The 17142-nt window shown below is 38.3% G+C and carries 17 protein-coding genes, 1 other RNA gene and 1 riboswitch; of the genes, 11 read left to right on the top strand and 7 right to left on the bottom strand.

Translation table 11 applies throughout. The features are described 5' to 3' along the window. Positions 1–5 precede the first annotated feature (5 nt). From moaE to moaA, 4 genes are all read right to left on the bottom strand, one after another. Positions 6–458: a molybdopterin synthase catalytic subunit MoaE gene (moaE, locus tag DQN24_RS05555; protein WP_111695503.1), complete on the bottom strand. Its 453-nt coding sequence runs from the start codon at positions 456–458 to the stop codon at positions 6–8. After that, on the bottom strand, positions 459–704 hold the full coding sequence (gene moaD / locus DQN24_RS05550) for a molybdopterin synthase sulfur carrier subunit (protein WP_005654167.1): 246 nt from the start codon (positions 702–704) through the stop codon (positions 459–461). A 1-nt stretch (position 705) separates the two neighbouring features. Continuing rightward, complete coding sequence (gene moaC / locus DQN24_RS05545) at positions 706–1188, bottom strand: cyclic pyranopterin monophosphate synthase MoaC (protein WP_005642378.1); 483 nt, start codon at positions 1186–1188, stop codon at positions 706–708. A 90-nt stretch (positions 1189–1278) separates the two neighbouring features. Then, entirely contained in the window at positions 1279–2292 is a 1014-nt protein-coding gene (gene moaA, locus DQN24_RS05540; protein ID WP_105892996.1) for a GTP 3',8-cyclase MoaA, read from the bottom strand. Then, a riboswitch (molybdenum cofactor riboswitch) is annotated at positions 2281–2421 on the bottom strand. (Overlaps the previous gene by 12 nt.) 315 nt (positions 2422–2736) lie before the next feature. Here moaA and ytfE point away from each other — a divergent pair. Continuing rightward, a complete protein-coding gene (gene ytfE, locus DQN24_RS05535) occupies positions 2737–3408 on the top strand; it encodes an iron-sulfur cluster repair protein YtfE (RefSeq protein WP_111695502.1) in 672 nt (223 codons plus the stop codon). A gap of 76 nt (positions 3409–3484) precedes the next feature. Here the strand turns inward: ytfE and rnpB are convergent. After that, positions 3485–3861, bottom strand: an RNA gene (gene rnpB, locus DQN24_RS05530) — RNase P RNA component class A. Positions 3862–4031: 170 nt separating this feature from the next. Here rnpB and DQN24_RS05525 point away from each other — a divergent pair. Together DQN24_RS05525 and DQN24_RS05520 are read left to right on the top strand one after the other, a co-directional pair. Further along, complete coding sequence (locus tag DQN24_RS05525; protein ID WP_012054716.1) at positions 4032–4967, top strand: KpsF/GutQ family sugar isomerase; 936 nt, start codon at positions 4032–4034, stop codon at positions 4965–4967. A 9-nt stretch (positions 4968–4976) separates the two neighbouring features. After that, the gene (locus DQN24_RS05520) at positions 4977–5519 is read left to right on the top strand and encodes a KdsC family phosphatase (protein ID WP_111695501.1); all 543 of its coding nucleotides are present in this window, start codon (positions 4977–4979) and stop codon (positions 5517–5519) included. 97 nt (positions 5520–5616) lie between these two features. Here the strand turns inward: DQN24_RS05520 and yccS are convergent, their stop codons facing one another. Further along, positions 5617–7773, bottom strand: a complete 2157-nt coding sequence (gene yccS / locus DQN24_RS05515; RefSeq protein WP_111695500.1) for a YccS family putative transporter — start codon at positions 7771–7773, stop codon at positions 5617–5619. 67 nt (positions 7774–7840) lie between these two features. Beyond that, entirely contained in the window at positions 7841–8506 is a 666-nt protein-coding gene (locus DQN24_RS05510) for a curli polymerization inhibitor CsgI-related protein (RefSeq protein ID WP_105894267.1), read from the bottom strand. A gap of 199 nt (positions 8507–8705) precedes the next feature. Between DQN24_RS05510 and sohB the strand changes: the two genes are divergently transcribed. The 8 genes from sohB (at position 8706) to nth (ending at position 17133) form a co-directional block, all read left to right on the top strand. Beyond that, entirely contained in the window at positions 8706–9767 is a 1062-nt protein-coding gene (sohB, locus tag DQN24_RS05505) for a protease SohB (protein ID WP_021035375.1), read from the top strand. A gap of 283 nt (positions 9768–10050) precedes the next feature. Next, positions 10051–10629 (top strand): electron transport complex subunit RsxA, encoded by a 579-nt coding sequence (gene rsxA / locus DQN24_RS05500; RefSeq protein ID WP_005631902.1) that lies wholly within the window; start codon positions 10051–10053, stop codon positions 10627–10629. Between the two features lie 87 nt (positions 10630–10716). After that, positions 10717–11298 carry an electron transport complex subunit RsxB gene (gene rsxB / locus DQN24_RS05495; RefSeq protein ID WP_005631904.1) on the top strand — a complete coding sequence of 194 codons (582 nt, stop codon included), beginning with the start codon at positions 10717–10719 and terminating at the stop codon, positions 11296–11298. Next, positions 11299–13905: an electron transport complex subunit RsxC gene (rsxC, locus tag DQN24_RS05490; RefSeq protein ID WP_111695499.1), complete on the top strand. Its 2607-nt coding sequence runs from the start codon at positions 11299–11301 to the stop codon at positions 13903–13905. Positions 13906–13909: 4 nt separating this feature from the next. Further along, the gene (rsxD, locus tag DQN24_RS05485; RefSeq protein WP_041175353.1) at positions 13910–14986 is read left to right on the top strand and encodes an electron transport complex subunit RsxD; all 1077 of its coding nucleotides are present in this window, start codon (positions 13910–13912) and stop codon (positions 14984–14986) included. After that, the gene (gene rsxG, locus DQN24_RS05480) at positions 14986–15609 is read left to right on the top strand and encodes an electron transport complex subunit RsxG (protein WP_021035383.1); all 624 of its coding nucleotides are present in this window, start codon (positions 14986–14988) and stop codon (positions 15607–15609) included. The genes rsxD and rsxG overlap by 1 nt, the downstream gene beginning before the upstream one ends. Position 15610: 1 nt before the next feature. Next, complete coding sequence (locus tag DQN24_RS05475) at positions 15611–16318, top strand: electron transport complex subunit E (protein WP_021035384.1); 708 nt, start codon at positions 15611–15613, stop codon at positions 16316–16318. A 179-nt stretch (positions 16319–16497) separates the two neighbouring features. Then, positions 16498–17133, top strand: a complete 636-nt coding sequence (gene nth / locus DQN24_RS05470) for an endonuclease III (RefSeq protein ID WP_005631918.1) — start codon at positions 16498–16500, stop codon at positions 17131–17133. Positions 17134–17142 lie beyond the last annotated feature (9 nt).

Raw genomic sequence — 17142 nt, 5'->3', positions numbered from 1 at the left:
AGCGATTACCATTTTTCTAATGCTTCTCTATCACTCTCTCTTGCTTCAATCCAACGCTCGCCTTGATTGGTTTGTTCTTTTTTCCAAAATGGTGCTTTGGATTTTAAGAAGTCCATAATAAATTCGTTGGCATGATAGGCATCTCCACGATGTGCGGAACTTACCCCCACTAAAACAATTTCATCGCCAGTTTGTAAAAGCCCAACACGATGAATTACCGATACACGTTGAATATCCCAACGCGCTTTCGCTTGTGCAACAATTTCATTCAACGCTTTTTCAGTCATTGCGGGATAATGTTCTAAATACAAACTAGATACTGCATCGCCTAAATTAAGATCGCGTACTTTGCCCACAAATATAACCGTTGCGCCAACCGAATGTAGCTCAGAAAGCCATTGATAAACGGCATTTTGATCAAAAGACTGTTCTTGTACCGCAATTTGAATATCCGTCATTTAGCCTCCTGTTACTGGTGGGAAAAAGGCAATTTCATCGCCATTTTTTACCGCACTTTCTAAAGGCATTAAGGTTTGATTAATTGCCACTAAAAGTTTACCTTTTTCCAGTGCCAATGCCCATTTATCACCCTTTTGAGCAAGGTGTTCACGCACCGCTTCCGCAGTGGCAAAATCATCTTCTAATTGAATGGCATCAACGCCAATTAATTCACGAGTTTGAGCAAAAAATAAAACATTTAACATCTTATTTTTCCTCCGCAATAAAATGGCCTGATTTTCCACCGCTCTTTTCTAACAGGCGAACGTGCTCAATCACTATGTCTTTTTGTACGGCTTTACACATATCGTAAATGGTTAAGGCTGCTACGCTTGCCGCAGTTAGTGCTTCCATTTCTACGCCAGTTTTTCCAGTTAATTTGCAAAGAGATTGAATGCGAACTTGGTTGGTTTCAAGTAACGGTTCTAAATTCACTTCTACTTTAGAAAGTAACAATGGATGGCAAAGTGGGATAAGCTCCCAAGTGCGTTTTGCCGCTTGAATACCCGCAATACGAGCAGTAGCAAATACATCGCCTTTGTGATGTTTACCTTCCACGATCATGGAAAGAGTTTCTTTTGACATAGTTACAATGGCTTCAGCACGAGCTTCACGAACAGTTTCCGCTTTAGCAGAAACATCCACCATATTGGCTTCGCCTTGAGAATTGATATGTGTAAATGTAGTCATAATATAATAAAAGTGCGGTTAAAATATGAATGTTTTAAATAAGCGACAAAAGGAAGCAGATGAATATTACCATTCATCTCACTTTGCTTTTTAGCCACCAATAGAAGCTAAATGATTTCTTACACCAGTATCGCCGATATGCAAATAATGATGTTCACGTTTGCCTTGAAGTGCGGCAAAAATACGAGCCTGTAAAATACCTTGCTGTTCGTGCGACTGCAATAAATCACGTAATTCAATGCCTTCTTCGCCAAATAAACAAAGATGAAGTTTACCTTTTGCTGACACTCTTAAACGATTGCAACTTGCGCAGAAATTCTTCTCATAAGGCATAATTAAGCCAATTTCGCCTGCATAATCAGGATGCGTGAATACTTTAGCAGGACCATCAGTATGGGATTTGTGTTGTAATGTCCAACCATTTTTCAGCAATTTATCCGCTAATACTTGTCCTGAAAGATGGAATTTATCAAAGAAACTATCCATTTCGCCCGTTTGCATGAGTTCGATAAAGCGCATTTGAATTGGGCGATCTTTAACCCAAACAAGGAATTGCTCAAACTCTTTGTCATTCAAATTTTTCATCAAAACTGAATTGACTTTGACTTTGTTGTAGCCCACTTCAAATGCACGATCGATACCACGCATCACGTCATCAAATTTATTGATACCCGTAATTTGGTGGAACATTTTTGGATCTAAGCTATCAACACTGACGTTAATGGACGTAATCCCTGCTTTCTTCCAATCAGCCACATCTTTTGCCATGCGATAGCCATTTGTCGTGACAGCTAATTGACGGATTCCATCAATGTTAGCGATGCTTTCAGCAATAGAAATAAAATCTTTGCGTAAAGTCGGTTCGCCACCCGTTAAACGGATTTTCTCTGTGCCCATTTCAGCAAACGCTTGAGCAAGATGGGTAATTTCTTTTAAAGTTAAGAAACTTGGTTTGTTAGCTTCGGGTTGATAACCATCAGGTAAACAATAAGTACAACGAAAATTACACTGATCGGTAATCGACAGTCGTAGATAGTAATATTGGCGTTGGAAAGGATCGACTAAGCGAGACTCCCCTACGTTTTTAATAGGAATGGATTGCATTTTACACCTTTCTAAATACGGAGAGGATAAACCGTTTCCAGCGTATCCCTGAATAACACACTGCGTTATTGGCTTGTCGCCGTATTTCGATGAAACTTAGGCTAAACAAGCTCGGAGTTATGCGTTAAATTTGATTTGTCGTCATTCTAAAAGATTTCACTTCATAAACACAATCAATAATATTGATGAAAATCAGTATTTTCCTAAATTCTTAAAAATCAATTATATAAAAAAATACATAATGAATTTGAGACCAGCTCATTAGTGATAATTAATCCTATTTATGCAAATAACCATAAATTTTAACCTGATTATTATGAGGTATTTTTATTGATTTAAATCATAATTTAATCAATAAATAAATCTCTCTACTTTTCATAATCAGAAAAATATCCTACTATTTTTATCGGATTTATTTTTACTTAATCAATATAGGAGTGATTTATGTCTTTTGCCCAAAAAAAACTTAGCGAGCTGGCTGTTTCAATTCCAGGTGCAACTAAAATTTTTCGTGAATATGATTTAGATTTTTGCTGCGGAGGTTCTGTATTATTAGAAGTCGCAGCACAACAAAAGAATCTTAACCTTGCTGAAATTGAAAAACATTTAACTGATTTACAACAAAGTAAAGCAGAAAATAATGATAAAGATTGGACTTCAGCATCTTATGCGGAGATGATCGATCACATTATTACTCGTTTTCATAATCGCCACCGTGAACAACTCCCTGAATTAATTACATTGGCGGAGAAAGTAGAAAATGTACATGGTGATCGTGATGACTGTCCTATAGGCGTAACCGCACAGTTAGAAAAAATTTATGCTGAACTTAGCCAGCATTTAATGAAAGAAGAACAAATTTTGTTCCCAATGATCAAAATGGGGAATTATGCTATGGCCTCAATGCCAATTCGTGTAATGGAAATGGAACACGATGAAGCAGGACAAGATGTGGAAGTGATCAAATCACTTACTAATAACTGCACACCACCAGCAGATGCTTGTTTCAGTTGGAAAGCCTTATATAGCGGTATTAATGAATTTATTGATGATTTAATGCACCATATTCATTTGGAAAATAATATTTTATTTCCACGTGTATTAAACGAAAAATAATTTAATTTTCGTCAAAAAATAACCGCACTTTAATCTATTCTGAAAAACAAACTAAAGTGCGGTCATTTCTATAAAAATTTTGAGTTGGTCGATAAGCCGAGTTCTGTCGTGGACAATCATTCCTCTAGGCGACAAATTGCTCTGCCGCTCAAGCAACCTACCCGAACTCTGGACGGGCCACCCATTGAGTTCCTATTTGGTCTTGCTACGAGTGGAGTTTACCCTGCTGCACGTTGTTACCAACGGCACGGTGCGCTCTTACCACACCCTTTCACCCTTACCGTTTACACGGCGGTCTGCTCTCTGTTGCACTGGTCGTCGGCTCACGCCGCCCGGACGTTATCCGGCACTCTGCCCTGTGTAGCTCGGACTTTCCTCTCGTTTACTTGTCCCACTAGGTCGTATAAATACGGTTAAGGGCTTCAATAAACCAGCGATTGTCTAACCAACTCGGCGCGTAGTATAGGGGCAATCACTAGTGCGGTCAATAAAATCCCTATTTTTACATTTTTTACGGCAATCTTATAAACAATAATACCTAGCTTATAGCGAATTTTTCATTCGTATTTTTTTAGGATTTCGCTAAAATAACGCCAATTTCAACCGCTCTTTTAGGAAGAAGAATGAACTATCTAAAAATTGCACAGGATTCCCTTTCAGTGGAAAGTAACGCACTTTTGCAACTCAGCCAACGCTTAGGCGACGATTTTAATCAAGTCATCGATCTTATTTTAGCCTGCGAAGGGCGTTTGGTAATCGGAGGGATAGGAAAATCGGGTTTAATCGGCAAAAAAATGGTAGCTACCTTTGCCTCTACGGGTACACCAAGTTTCTTTTTACATCCAACAGAAGCCTTCCACGGCGATTTAGGTATGTTAAAACCAATTGATATCGTAATGTTAATTTCCTATAGCGGCGAAACCGATGATGTCAATAAACTGATTCCAAGTTTAAAAAATTTTGGTAATAAAATTATTGCTGTGACGAGTAACAAAAATTCCACGCTCGCACGCCATGCAGATTATGTTCTAGATATAACTGTTGAGCGTGAAGTCTGTCCAAATAATCTTGCGCCAACAACATCCGCACTTGTCACGCTGGCACTTGGTGATGCACTCGCCGTATCGCTCATTACTGCACGCAATTTCCAACCAGCTGACTTTGCTAAATTCCATCCAGGTGGCAGTCTTGGTCGTCGTTTATTATGTAAAGTGAAAGATCAAATGCAAACTCGCCTACCAACAATTTTACCCACCACCAATTTTACTGACTGCCTCACAGTCATGAATGAAGGGCGAATGGGCGTTGCCTTAGTGATGGAAAATGAGCAACTTAAAGGTATTATCACGGATGGCGATATTCGCCGTGCGCTTACAGCCAATGGTGCAGAAACGCTGAATAAAACAGCCAAAGACTTTATGACAAGTTCACCAAAAACTATTCATCAAGACGAATTTTTATCAAAAGCAGAAGACTTTATGAAAGCGAAAAAAATTCACTCGCTAGTCGTTGTTAATGATGAAAATCACGTGGTGGGTTTAGTGGAATTTTCAAGCTAAGGAATTTCAATGCAACAAAAATTAGAAAATATTAAATTTGTCATTACTGATGTAGATGGCGTGCTTACCGATGGACAACTTCATTATGATGCCAATGGTGAAGCCCTCAAAAGCTTTCATGTTCGCGATGGTTTAGGCATAAAAATGCTGATGGATGCAGGTATTCAAGTGGCAGTGCTTTCTGGTCGCGACTCCCCTATTTTACGTCGCCGCATTGCCGATCTTGGTATTCAATTATTCTTTCTTGGCAAACTTGAAAAAGAAACGGCTTGTTTTGAACTCATGAAACAAGCAGGCGTCACTGCCGAACAAACCGCTTATATTGGCGATGATAGCGTAGATCTCCCCGCCTTTGCAGCGTGTGGAACTTCTTTTGCGGTGGCTGATGCCCCTATTTATGTAAAGAATACTGTTGATCATGTACTTTCCACCAATGGCGGCAAAGGTGCTTTCCGTGAAATGTCTGATATGATTTTACAAGCTCAGGGAAAATCCTCAGTGTTTGATACCGCCCAAGGTTTCCTGAAATCAGTGAAAAACATGGGGCAGTAATAACTCATTCGTCAATGTTATTGCTTAATAAAAAATAAAGTGCGGTCAATTTTCAAAGCGTTTTAAAATCTCTCAAAAATCAACCGCACTTTTATATTTATAACGCTCCCGCACTCTGACAGTTTATCTCTTTCTTAAAATACCCATAAAATTGTGGCAATAGTTGGGTAATCAAATTCAATTGTTGATACGGCAAACTAAAGACGGCGCGTTCTTCTGCGGTCATCTCTTGTTTTTCCAATTCTTTTAAATGTGTTTCGATACTTTCTTGCTGTTGGTTAAAAATAGCTTCAGGTATTTCTTCAATATGTTCTAAGGTATAAATAATTTTCTTTGCCACAGGATAAAAACCAGATAAAAACTGTGCGGTCTGTTGCAAATTTTTCATTCTGTCGCGATAAGCTCCCAGTGCTGAAATATAGCTTAATAGAGAATAATTAAGCTTGAGCAAATCAAAACCTTTCTGTAAATATGCCTTATATTTCACTGGCTCATTATTCATATTAGAAAGCGTTGTACTCAGTGCGGCTGCATATTGATGCGCATTGCGACGTGCTATGCGATATTTAAGATCGTCACTTTTACCAAATTGCAATTGGCTAATAATATGCAATAAATACACCGCATCACTACGCAATGCTTGATGGCTCACTTTATCAAGTTGCAAATATTTCCAATCTGGCCATAAGTAAGATACGGCAAACCATGAAATCGCGGCACCAAGTAATGTATCAAGTAAACGAGGCATTAAGGCGGCTGCCGTATCAAATCCCATGACATCAAAACTGAGCAATACTTGCAGTGTGATGAAAAAGGTCGAGAAACTGTAATTATTACTACGAAAGAAAAAGAACAACGTGCTTGTAAGCACCACAAGACCCAGTTTTAATTCTAAAGTTGGATTTAAATAAGGTAATAGAGATCCCACCACTACGCCTAATATCGTGCCAATAATACGCTGACGTAAACGTACTTTAGTTGCAGAATAGTTTGGCTGACACACAAATACAGTAGTCAATAAAATCCAATAACCCAGATTAAATTGGAAAAACTCAACAATTGCACAACATAAAAATACCACAATAGATAATCGTACCGCATGACGGAACAACGGTGACTCAAAAGTAAAATGGCTAAAAATCACCGCACTGATATTTTTTAACCCAGTGATTTGTTCCGTATGAATTTGAGCTAATTGTTCTGTAACCGTCGTGTCTTGTGCTAACTGGCGAAGTTGCCAGTTAATACTTTGTAAATTATCTAACAAGGTTTGGATATCAATCAGTTCATCTTGAGCATTTAGATGCTGTACTTTATATAGTTCAAAGGAATGCAAGGTGCCTAAAAGCGCACGTTCCACACGTTCATTAAAATGATAAGGTTTATTTTCACGTAAACTCGCCGTGATTTCTTTACAGGATTGTGCTTGTAGTTCTAACAAACGTTGAATACGGAAAATCAAATCTGTATTTTTTAGTTTTTCCGTTATTTGTTGATAATCAAAATGCGTAGAATTGGCGCGTTCGTGAATATCTTGCGCAGCAAAATAATAACGTAACATTCTCTGGGTACGAGGATGGCGATGTTGCCCTCTAATACGGTAAAAAAGTGCGGTACGCACAATATTAAATGCCGTGACAACATTCGCATTTTTCATCGCAAAATTGAGGTGTTTTTTTTCAATCTCAGCCACTTCGTCAGGATCAAAAAAACAGGATTTGGTATCTAAATATTCGCCCAACGCACAAAACGCTTTAGCGACACTTTCTTGCACGGGGCGATTTGGGAAAAACAGGTAAACAATCAGAGTTACCACGCTATACAGCAAGGTACCGCATAAAATCATTACAGGGTTAATAAACCATACATTTACCTCTGGGATATAAGTTAATGTGGTGTAAAGCGCAACCACTAATGAACCGAAAGCAATGGTGCTATAACGCTGCCCCACGGCACCAATCATAGTGAAAATAAATGTCAGCACCGTCATTAACACAATATATTGGATAGGCTTACCAATATGTAACTGCACAATAAAGGAAGAAATAGAAAAGGCAATAAGGGTAAAAAATACGTTTTTCAATCGTCCAGTTAAACGGTTATCCAAATCCACCAAACCACCTGCAATGATGCCGAGAATCAAAGGCATTGATTGCGAAGAAATATCAAAAAACCATATTCCCACTGCCGCAATATTTACGGCAATAAAAACAGGAATTGTAGAAATTACTTTAGCATTTAACCGAATATTCATTTCAAATCCTTATCAAAATAGAAAAGTGAGCAACAAGGCTCACTTTTTATTGTATAAAGTGCGGTCATTATTTATGGGATTTTGCCCACTTTAAGAAACGTGTTTGAGTTTCTTTATCCGCTTGTTGGAACCAATATTGAAGCTGTTGCTCTGCAACATTTTCGCCCTGAACAACCACTTTGCCTTTATTCGCTTTTGCATTACCTGCTGGAGCAGCAACCATTGAATTAGCAGAAGTTGTTGCAGCAAATGCAGAAACTGATGCAGCTGCACCAGACGCATTATATTCAGCAAGATCATTTAGCACATTAGCACTTGGGAATAAACCTTCTTGTTTTAACACATCCACTTTCGCTGAAATAGCATTACCTGATTTTGTTTTCACAGTAATATTTGGCATTTGATTGAATTTATCGCCACTGTCAAGATTACGAATAACTGGTGCAGAAATAACTAAATCTTCAGCATTACCTTGAAATGTCACAATCACAGGATTAGATTCAAAAAGAGATTGATTCGATCCTGAACCAACAATTTCATTTAGACGCACAACAACCTGATGGCTTTGAGTATCATCTACAGTAAATGTCTTAGCTTTTCCGAGAGATTTAGAGGCTTTTTGACCATCAATCGCTAAAAACTCAAGGTTAGATGACGTAGAAACCATTCCAGCAAAGGTTGCCGTACTTGCGCATAAAGTGGCAAGACCTAATACAACAGCACGTAATTTCATAATTGCTCCTTTGGTATAAATGAAATACTCGCTTATGCTATGCCAAATTAAGCAAAATGAAAATATAAAAAGTAAGAATTAATTTAAAATTTTTTGTTATAAATAGCAAAAACAATCACAATGTTTTATTATGTTGGCGATCTACACACTAAACCAGTGTCGTGAAAATTTAATCCATTAAATATCAACGGGAGTAACAATGTTGAACGATATTTTAACAGGCTATGGAATTTTTATTTTGGAAATTTTAACAATTTTATTACTCATTCTTGCTATTGTTGGTTTGATTATTTCTTATCGCCAACATAAGAAGTCTAAAACGGGAGAATTAGAAATTAAAGATTTATCAAAAGAATTTAATGAACAAGTTCGTTTATTACGTGATTTTAATCTTTCTGAAGAAGAACTAAAACAGCAAGCCAAAGCAGAAAAAAAAGCTGAAAAACAAAATGCTAAAAAACGTAAAGAAAAATTGAAAAAAGGCGATACTTTAGAAGATGAAAAGAAAGCTTGCGTATATGTATTAGATTTTTGCGGCGATATTTCAGCCTCAGAAACAACCGCACTTCGCGAAGAAATTTCAGCTATCTTAAATGTCGCCAAACCTGAAGATGAAGTATTACTACGTTTAGAAAGTCCTGGTGGCATTGTGCATAATTATGGATTTGCAGCCTCTCAATTGTCTCGCTTAAAACAAAAAGGCATAAAATTAACCGTTGCCGTTGATAAAGTGGCTGCAAGTGGCGGTTATATGATGGCTTGCGTTGCCGATAAAATTGTATCCGCACCTTTCGCTGTTATCGGTTCTATTGGCGTTGTCGCTCAAATTCCAAATGTTCATCGACTATTGAAAAAACACGATGTCGATGTAGATGTAATGACTGCGGGCGAATTTAAACGTACAGTGACCGTATTGGGCGAAAATACGGAAAAAGGCAAACAAAAATTTCAACAAGAATTGGAAGAAACACATAAATTATTCAAACAGTTTGTCTCACAAAATCGCCCTTGCCTAGATATTGATAAAATCGCAACAGGCGAACATTGGTTTGGACAACAAGCCATTGAATTACAACTTGTCGATGAAATCTCAACGAGTGATGATTTAATTTTGGAAAAAATGAAAGAAAAACAGGTGCTTAATGTTAAATACCGTTTAAAAAAATCCCTAATAAAAAAATTCGGACGACAAGCTGAAGAAAGTGCGATAAATATCATTCATCGTTATAGTGCAAAACAGTCTAAAGACTTTATGTACTAAACATTTATTCACAAAAAAGACAGAAGTTTTTATTTCTATGTTTACAAGACAAATCTTTGTCATTAAGACACTCTCCAATCTTTAGGGGTTTTATTATATTTAATTCATAAAAAGATGGCAGTCAATTTGGTTCTTGGCCAAATTGGGACAATCTCCGAATGATTGAAAGTGGTATGAATAAAGACCAAAATCGCTATTTAGCATTTCCCCTTAGCAAAATTTTCTATTGTTCTTGCTTCCATAAATAGGGATAATAACGCCCCTATTCAAAAGGCAAAAAATAATGACGCACTATATTTTATTAATTATCGGAACCGCATTAATTAACAATTTTGTATTGGTAAAATTCTTAGGACTTTGCCCTTTTATGGGCGTATCCAAAAAAATTGAAACGGCTGTGGGAATGGGATTAGCAACAATGTTTGTTTTAACCGTTGCTTCCCTTTGTGCATATTTAGTTGATCATTATATTCTAATTCCCTTAAATGCCACTTTTTTACGTACATTAGTGTTTATTTTAGTTATTGCTGTAGTGGTGCAATTTACCGAAATGGCAATAAACAAAACAAGTCCAACATTATATCGTTTACTCGGCATTTTCTTGCCTTTGATAACCACAAACTGCGCAGTACTTGGTGTCGCACTATTAAATATAAATCTTGCTCATAATTTAACAGAATCTGTCGTTTATGGTTTTGGTGCATCTCTCGGCTTTTCCTTAGTATTGGTACTTTTTGCCGCACTTCGTGAACGTTTAGTCGCAGCTGATGTACCAGTCACTTTTCGCGGTTCAGCCATTGCTTTAATTACTGCAGGCTTAATGTCCCTCGCTTTTATGGGATTTACAGGACTTGTAAAGTAATAAAATGATTTACTTTTTAATGATAATAACTCTCTTAATTTTATTTATTGGGCTGTCTCAGTATTTTTCAGGAAAAAGAAAGAAATAATGACTTTTTTATTCATCGTAATTACGCTACTTGCTTTAATTTTCGGTGCAATTTTGGGCTTTGCATCAATTAAGCTCAAAGTGGAAGCTGATCCTGTCGTAGAGAAAATTGATGCTATTTTACCGCAAAGCCAATGTGGGCAATGTGGTTATCCTGGTTGTAAGCCTTATGCTGAAGCCATTTGCAATGGCGATGAAATCACAAAATGTATTCCAGGTGGTCAAACAACTATCGTAAAAATTGCCGAAATTCTAGGGGTTGATGTGCCAACAATGGATGGCGTAGAAGAACCTATCGAGAAAGTCGCTTTTATTGATGAAAATATGTGTATTGGCTGCACAAAATGCATCCAAGCCTGTCCCGTTGATGCCATTATTGGTACAAATAAAGCAATGCACACGATTATTCCCGATCTTTGTACAGGTTGCGAGCTTTGTGTTGCTCCCTGCCCGACAGATTGTATTTTAATGATTCCCGTGAAAAAAAATATCGATAATTGGGATTGGAAATTTGATGCAAAACTTGTTATTCCAGTAATGAATGTCGATGGCTCTGAAAAAAAATTGGTTGTGGGGGAATAAATGGCGGACGTATTATCTCGTTTCAATTCCGGTAAATTATGGGATTTCAAAGGTGGCATTCATCCACCAGAAATGAAATCTCAATCTAATTCACAGCCATTACGCCATCTGCCTCTCGGCACGGATTTTTACATTCCACTCAAACAGCACGTAGGAACAACAGGCAATCTCTTAATAAAAGAGGGCGATTACGTCTTAAAAGGACAAGCCTTAACAAAAGGCGATGGCTTGCGTATGTTGCCAGTTCACGCGCCCACTTCTGGCACAATTAAATCGATTAAACCTTATGTTGCCACCCATCCTTCAGGTCTTGATGAACCCACAATTCATTTACAAGCAGATAGTTTAGATCAATGGATCGAACGTAATCCTATTGATGATTTTTCAACGCTATCACCAGAACAACTTATCCACAAAATCTATCAAGCAGGTATAGCAGGTTTAGGCGGTGCGGTATTCCCGACTGCTGCCAAAATTCAGTCAGCAGAGCAAAAAGTCAAACTCTTAATTATCAATGGTGCAGAATGTGAGCCTTATATCACTTGTGATGACCGTCTTATGCGTGAACGCGCTGATGAAATAATAGAAGGCATTCGTATTTTACGTTATATATTGCGTCCTGAAAAAGTTGTCATTGCCATTGAAGATAACAAGCCTGAAGCCATAGAGGCAATCCGCAAAGCACTACAGGGAGCAAATGACATTAGCGTTCGGATCATTCCAACAAAATATCCCTCAGGTGCTACCAAACAACTGATTTATTTGCTCACAGGGATAGAAGTGCCAAGTGGTGCACGTTCGTCCAGCATTGGCGTATTAATGCAAAATGTGGGAACAATGTTTGCAATAAAAAGAGCAGTTATAAATGACGAGCCTTTAATTGAACGTGTCGTTACCCTTACTGGAAATAAAATCGCTGAAAAAGGTAATTATTGGGTTCGTCTTGGCACACCCATTTCCCAAATATTGAGCGATGTTGGCTATCAATTTGACAAGTATTTTCCTGTATTTGTGGGTGGGCCAATGATGGGACTAGAGCTTCCAAACTTCAATGCGCCTGTGACAAAAATTGTCAATTGTTTACTTGCTCCAGATTATCTTGAATATGCCGAACCTGAAGCAGAACAGGCTTGTATTCGCTGTTCTAGCTGTTCTGATGCCTGCCCAGTAAATTTAATGCCACAACAACTTTATTGGTTTGCGCGCAGTGAAGATCACAAAAAATCGGAAGAATACGCCCTCAAAGATTGTATTGAATGTGGGATTTGCGCCTACGTATGCCCAAGCCATATTCCTCTAATTCAGTATTTCCGCCAAGAAAAAGCAAAAATTTGGCAAATCAAAGAAAAACAAAAGAAATCAGATGAAGCCAAAATTCGCTTTGAAGCAAAACAAGCACGGATGGAACGTGAAGAACAAGAGCGTAAAGCACGTTCACAACGTGCAGCACAGGCTCGCCGTGAAGAATTAGCCCAAACTAAAGGGGAAGATCCAGTCAAGGCGGCACTCGAACGCTTGAAAGCGAAAAAAGCCAATGAAACAGAATCAACGCAGATTAAAACACTAACCTCAGAAAAAGGGGAAGTTTTACCGGATAACACAGATTTAATGGCACAACGTAAGGCTCGCCGTTTAGCTCGTCAGCAAGCAGCATCTCAAGTCGAAAATCAAGAACAATCTGTTCAGCCAACCGATGCGAAAAAAGCAGCGGTTGCAGCCGCACTTGCCCGTGCAAAAGCGAAAAAACTTGCGCAAGTAAATAGCACCGCCGAAGCTATTTCAAACGCTCAAACCACAGAAAATGAAGTAGAAAAAACACAAGAAAATTCAACCGCACTTGATCCGAAAAAAGCAGCTGTAGCTGCAGCGATTGCGCGTGCAAAAGCGAAAAAACTTGCGCAAGCAAATAGCACCAGCGAAGCTGTTTCAAACTCTCAAACCGTAGAAAATGAAGTAGAAAAAACAAAAAGTGCGGTAGAAAAAACACAAGAAAATTCAAGCGCACTTGACCCTAAAAAAGCGGCTATAGCTGCTGCTATTGCCCGTGCAAAAGCGAAGAAACTTGCTCAAGCAAATAGCACTAGCGAAGCTATTTCAAATTCTCAAACCGTAGAAAATGAAGTAGAAAAAACAAAAAGTGCGGTAGAAAAAACACAAGAAAATTCAACCGCATTTGACCCTAAAAAAGCCGCCGTAGCCGCTGCTATTGCGCGTGCAAAAGCGAAAAAACTTGCGCAAGCAAATAGCACCGCCGAAGCTATTTCAAATTCAAAAACCGTAGAAAATGATGAAGAAAAAACAAAAAATGCGGTAGAAAAAACAGAAGAAAATTCAACCGCACTTGACCCTAAAAAAGCCGCCGTAGCCGCTGCTATTGCGCGTGCAAAAGCGAAAAAACTTGCGCAAGCAAATAGCACCGCCGAAGCTATTTCAAATTCAAAAACCGTAGAAAATGATGAAGAAAAAACAAAAAATGCGGTAGAAAAAACAGAAGAAAATTCAACCGCACTTGACCCTAAAAAAGCCGCCGTAGCCGCTGCTATTGCTCGAGCAAAAGCAAAGAAATTAGCAAAAACACAAGCAACATTAGAAAATAATCAGGAATAAAATAATGTTTAAAATGGTTAGCTCTCCACATACCCATTCGGGGAAACTCACAGCGCGTATTATGCTTTGGGTAATATTGGCAATGATGCCCGCTTTTTTCACGCAAATTTATTATTTTGGATTTGGCGTGGTAATTCAATCCGCATTAGCCATTGGCACGGCAATTATTGCGGAATTTATTGCAATAAAATTACGCGGCAAAAAGCCGCTCAATTATCTTTCAGATTTCAGCGTAGCCCTGACTGCATTAATTTTGGCAATGGCTATTCCACCTTATGCACCTTATTGGGTCATCATTATTGGAACACTCTGTGCAGTTTTATTAGGTAAACAAGTTTATGGGGGTTTAGGGCAAAATCCATTCAATCCTGCGATGATTGGCTATGTAATTCTTCTAATTTCATTCCCATTACCAATGACAACTTGGATGCCACCAATTAATTTATTACAGGAAACACCAACTTTTTCAGATGCCTTTTCATTAATATTTTCAGGCTTAACCACTGATGGGTTTACGCTTTCACAACTTACGCATAACATTGATGGTATTACCCAAGCCACCCCCTTAGATAGCGCAAAAATTTTCTATAAAAGTCACACTCAATTAAATGATTTTTATGAATTAATTAAACTACCGATTTTTATGGGTAATGGAACCGACTTTGCTCAAGGCTGGTGGCAAGTCAATGTGGCTTTCTTAGTGGGCGGAATTTTCCTTATTTTAAAACGCATCATTCACTGGCAAATTCCAGTGGCAATGATCGTAACCTTTTTCTGTTTAGCCACAGCCACCGCTTTCACTGGTTTCACGCATTTAAGTGCAATTAGCCAACTCGTGAGCGGTGCAATGATGTTTGGTGCATTTTTTATTGCCACAGATCCTGTCACAGCCTCCATTACACCACGAGGAAAAATTTTTTTTGGTGCATTAGTGGGATTATTTGTCTATCTCATTCGTTATCACGGAAATTATCCCGACGGCGTGGCATTTGCTATTTTATTAAGTAATATTTGCGTTCCACTTATCGATCATTACACACGTCCTCGCGTATCTGGTTATCCAATAAAAGGAAAAAAATAATGGGTACAGTAAAAATCACATCGCGTTACGGCATATTATTAGGCTTTATTGCCCTACTTTGCACAATAATTTCTGCAGGAATTTTCTTCCTAACAAAAGATAAAATTGATGCGGTAATCGCAGCACAACAGCGAGAATTACTTCTACAAGTTATTCCACAAGATTATTTCAACAATAATTTGCTAGAAAGTGCGGTTATTCCTCAAGATAAAAATTTGCTGGGCATTCAGAAAATTTATTTTGCGAAAAAAGATGGAAATGTTTCTGCCTATGCCTATGAAACCACCGCGCCCGATGGTTATTCTGGCGATATTCGCTTGCTTGTAGGATTAGATCCGAAAGGCGAAGTGTTAGGAGTACGAGTAATTGAACATCACGAAACACCAGGCTTAGGCGATAAAATTGAACGCCGAATTTCTAACTGGATTTTAGGTTTCACAAATCAATCGATTAATGAACATAATTTAAGCGAATGGGCAGTCAAAAAAGATGGCGGAAAATTTGATCAATTTTCTGGCGCAACCATTACACCTCGCGCAGTGGTTAATCAAACTAAACGCTCAGCATTAATCATGCTAAATAATCGAGCCTTGTTACAACAGCTTTCAACACAAGTGAAATAATATGACAGATTTAACTGAAAAAAATACCGCACTTGAAGAAGAAAAAATAGAAAGTGCGGTTGAAAATCAACAAAAATCCATCTGGAAAGATATTTTTACTCAAGGAATTTGGAAAAATAACCCTGCGGTTGTCCAACTTCTCGGGCTTTGTCCGCTTTTAGCGGTGTCTAGCACCGCCACCAACGCGCTTGGTTTGGGCTTAGCAACAATGCTTGTACTCACTTGCACAAATACGGTCATTTCCCTTTTCCGTCAATATATTCCTAAGGAAATCCGTATTCCAATCTACGTGATGATTATTGCGACAACAGTAACCGCGGTTCAACTTTTAATGAATGCTTACACTTATACGCTTTATCAATCACTGGGGATTTTTATTCCATTAATTGTGACTAACTGCATTATTATCGGTCGTGCAGAAGCATTCGCCTCAAAAAACAGCTTACTCCATTCGATCTGGGATGGATTTTCAATGGGATTAGGAATGGTACTTAGCTTAACAGTACTCGGTGCATTGCGTGAAATTATTGGGCAAGGCACGATTTTTGAGGGCATCGAAAATCTATTCGGCGAACAAGCAAAATTTTTAACGCACCATATTTACCATACAGACAGTAGCTTTTTACTTTTCATTCTGCCACCAGGCGCATTTATAGGCTTAGGCTTGCTCCTCGCCATAAAAAATCGAATTGATAATGTAAAAAAATAAGGCAACCAAATCTTGCTTCCCCTACTTACAGGGCGATGTCACAAAGTGACAAAAAGAGGTTCAAAAAAATCTTGCCTTCCCCTGCTTGCGGGGGAAGGTGCCACGAAGTGACGGAAGGGGGCTTGCAACCTTCTAAACAAATAATTTCAATAAATAAAATAGACTAATTTCTACAAAATATGAACAAAACAAAAAGAATCGAAATACTCACAAGATTACGGGAGCAAAATCCCCACCCAACCACAGAATTACAGTATAACTCGCCCTTTGAATTATTAATTGCGGTCATTCTATCGGCACAAGCAACGGATAAAGGCGTGAATAAAGCAACAGAGAAACTATTCCCCGTGGCAAACACGCCTCAAGCGATTTTAGACTTAGGATTAGACGGTTTAAAAAGCTATATTAAAACTATCGGGCTTTTTAATAGTAAAGCAGAAAATATTATCAAAACCTGCCGTGATTTAATCGAAAAGCACAACGGCGAAATCCCCGAAAATCGTGAAGCCTTAGAAGCATTAGCAGGTGTTGGGCGAAAAACAGCCAATGTTGTACTAAATACAGCATTTGGTCACCCAACCATTGCCGTGGATACCCATATTTTCCGTGTTTGCAATCGTACTAATTTTGCAGCGGGTAAAGATGTGGTAAAAGTGGAAGAAAAACTGCTTAAAGTCGTACCTAATGAATTTAAAGTAGATGTTCATCATTGGCTGATTTTACACGGACGCTACACTTGTATTGCACGCAAACCACGTTGTGGATCTTGCATTATTGAAGATCTTTGTGAATATAAAGAAAAAGTTGAATTTTAATTTTGCGGT

Source organism: Haemophilus influenzae (assembly GCF_900475755.1).
GTDB lineage: Bacteria > Pseudomonadota > Gammaproteobacteria > Enterobacterales > Pasteurellaceae > Haemophilus > Haemophilus influenzae_D.
Note: the sequence above shows the minus strand (reverse complement) of the source record. Positions and strands in the feature narration are given on the sequence as shown.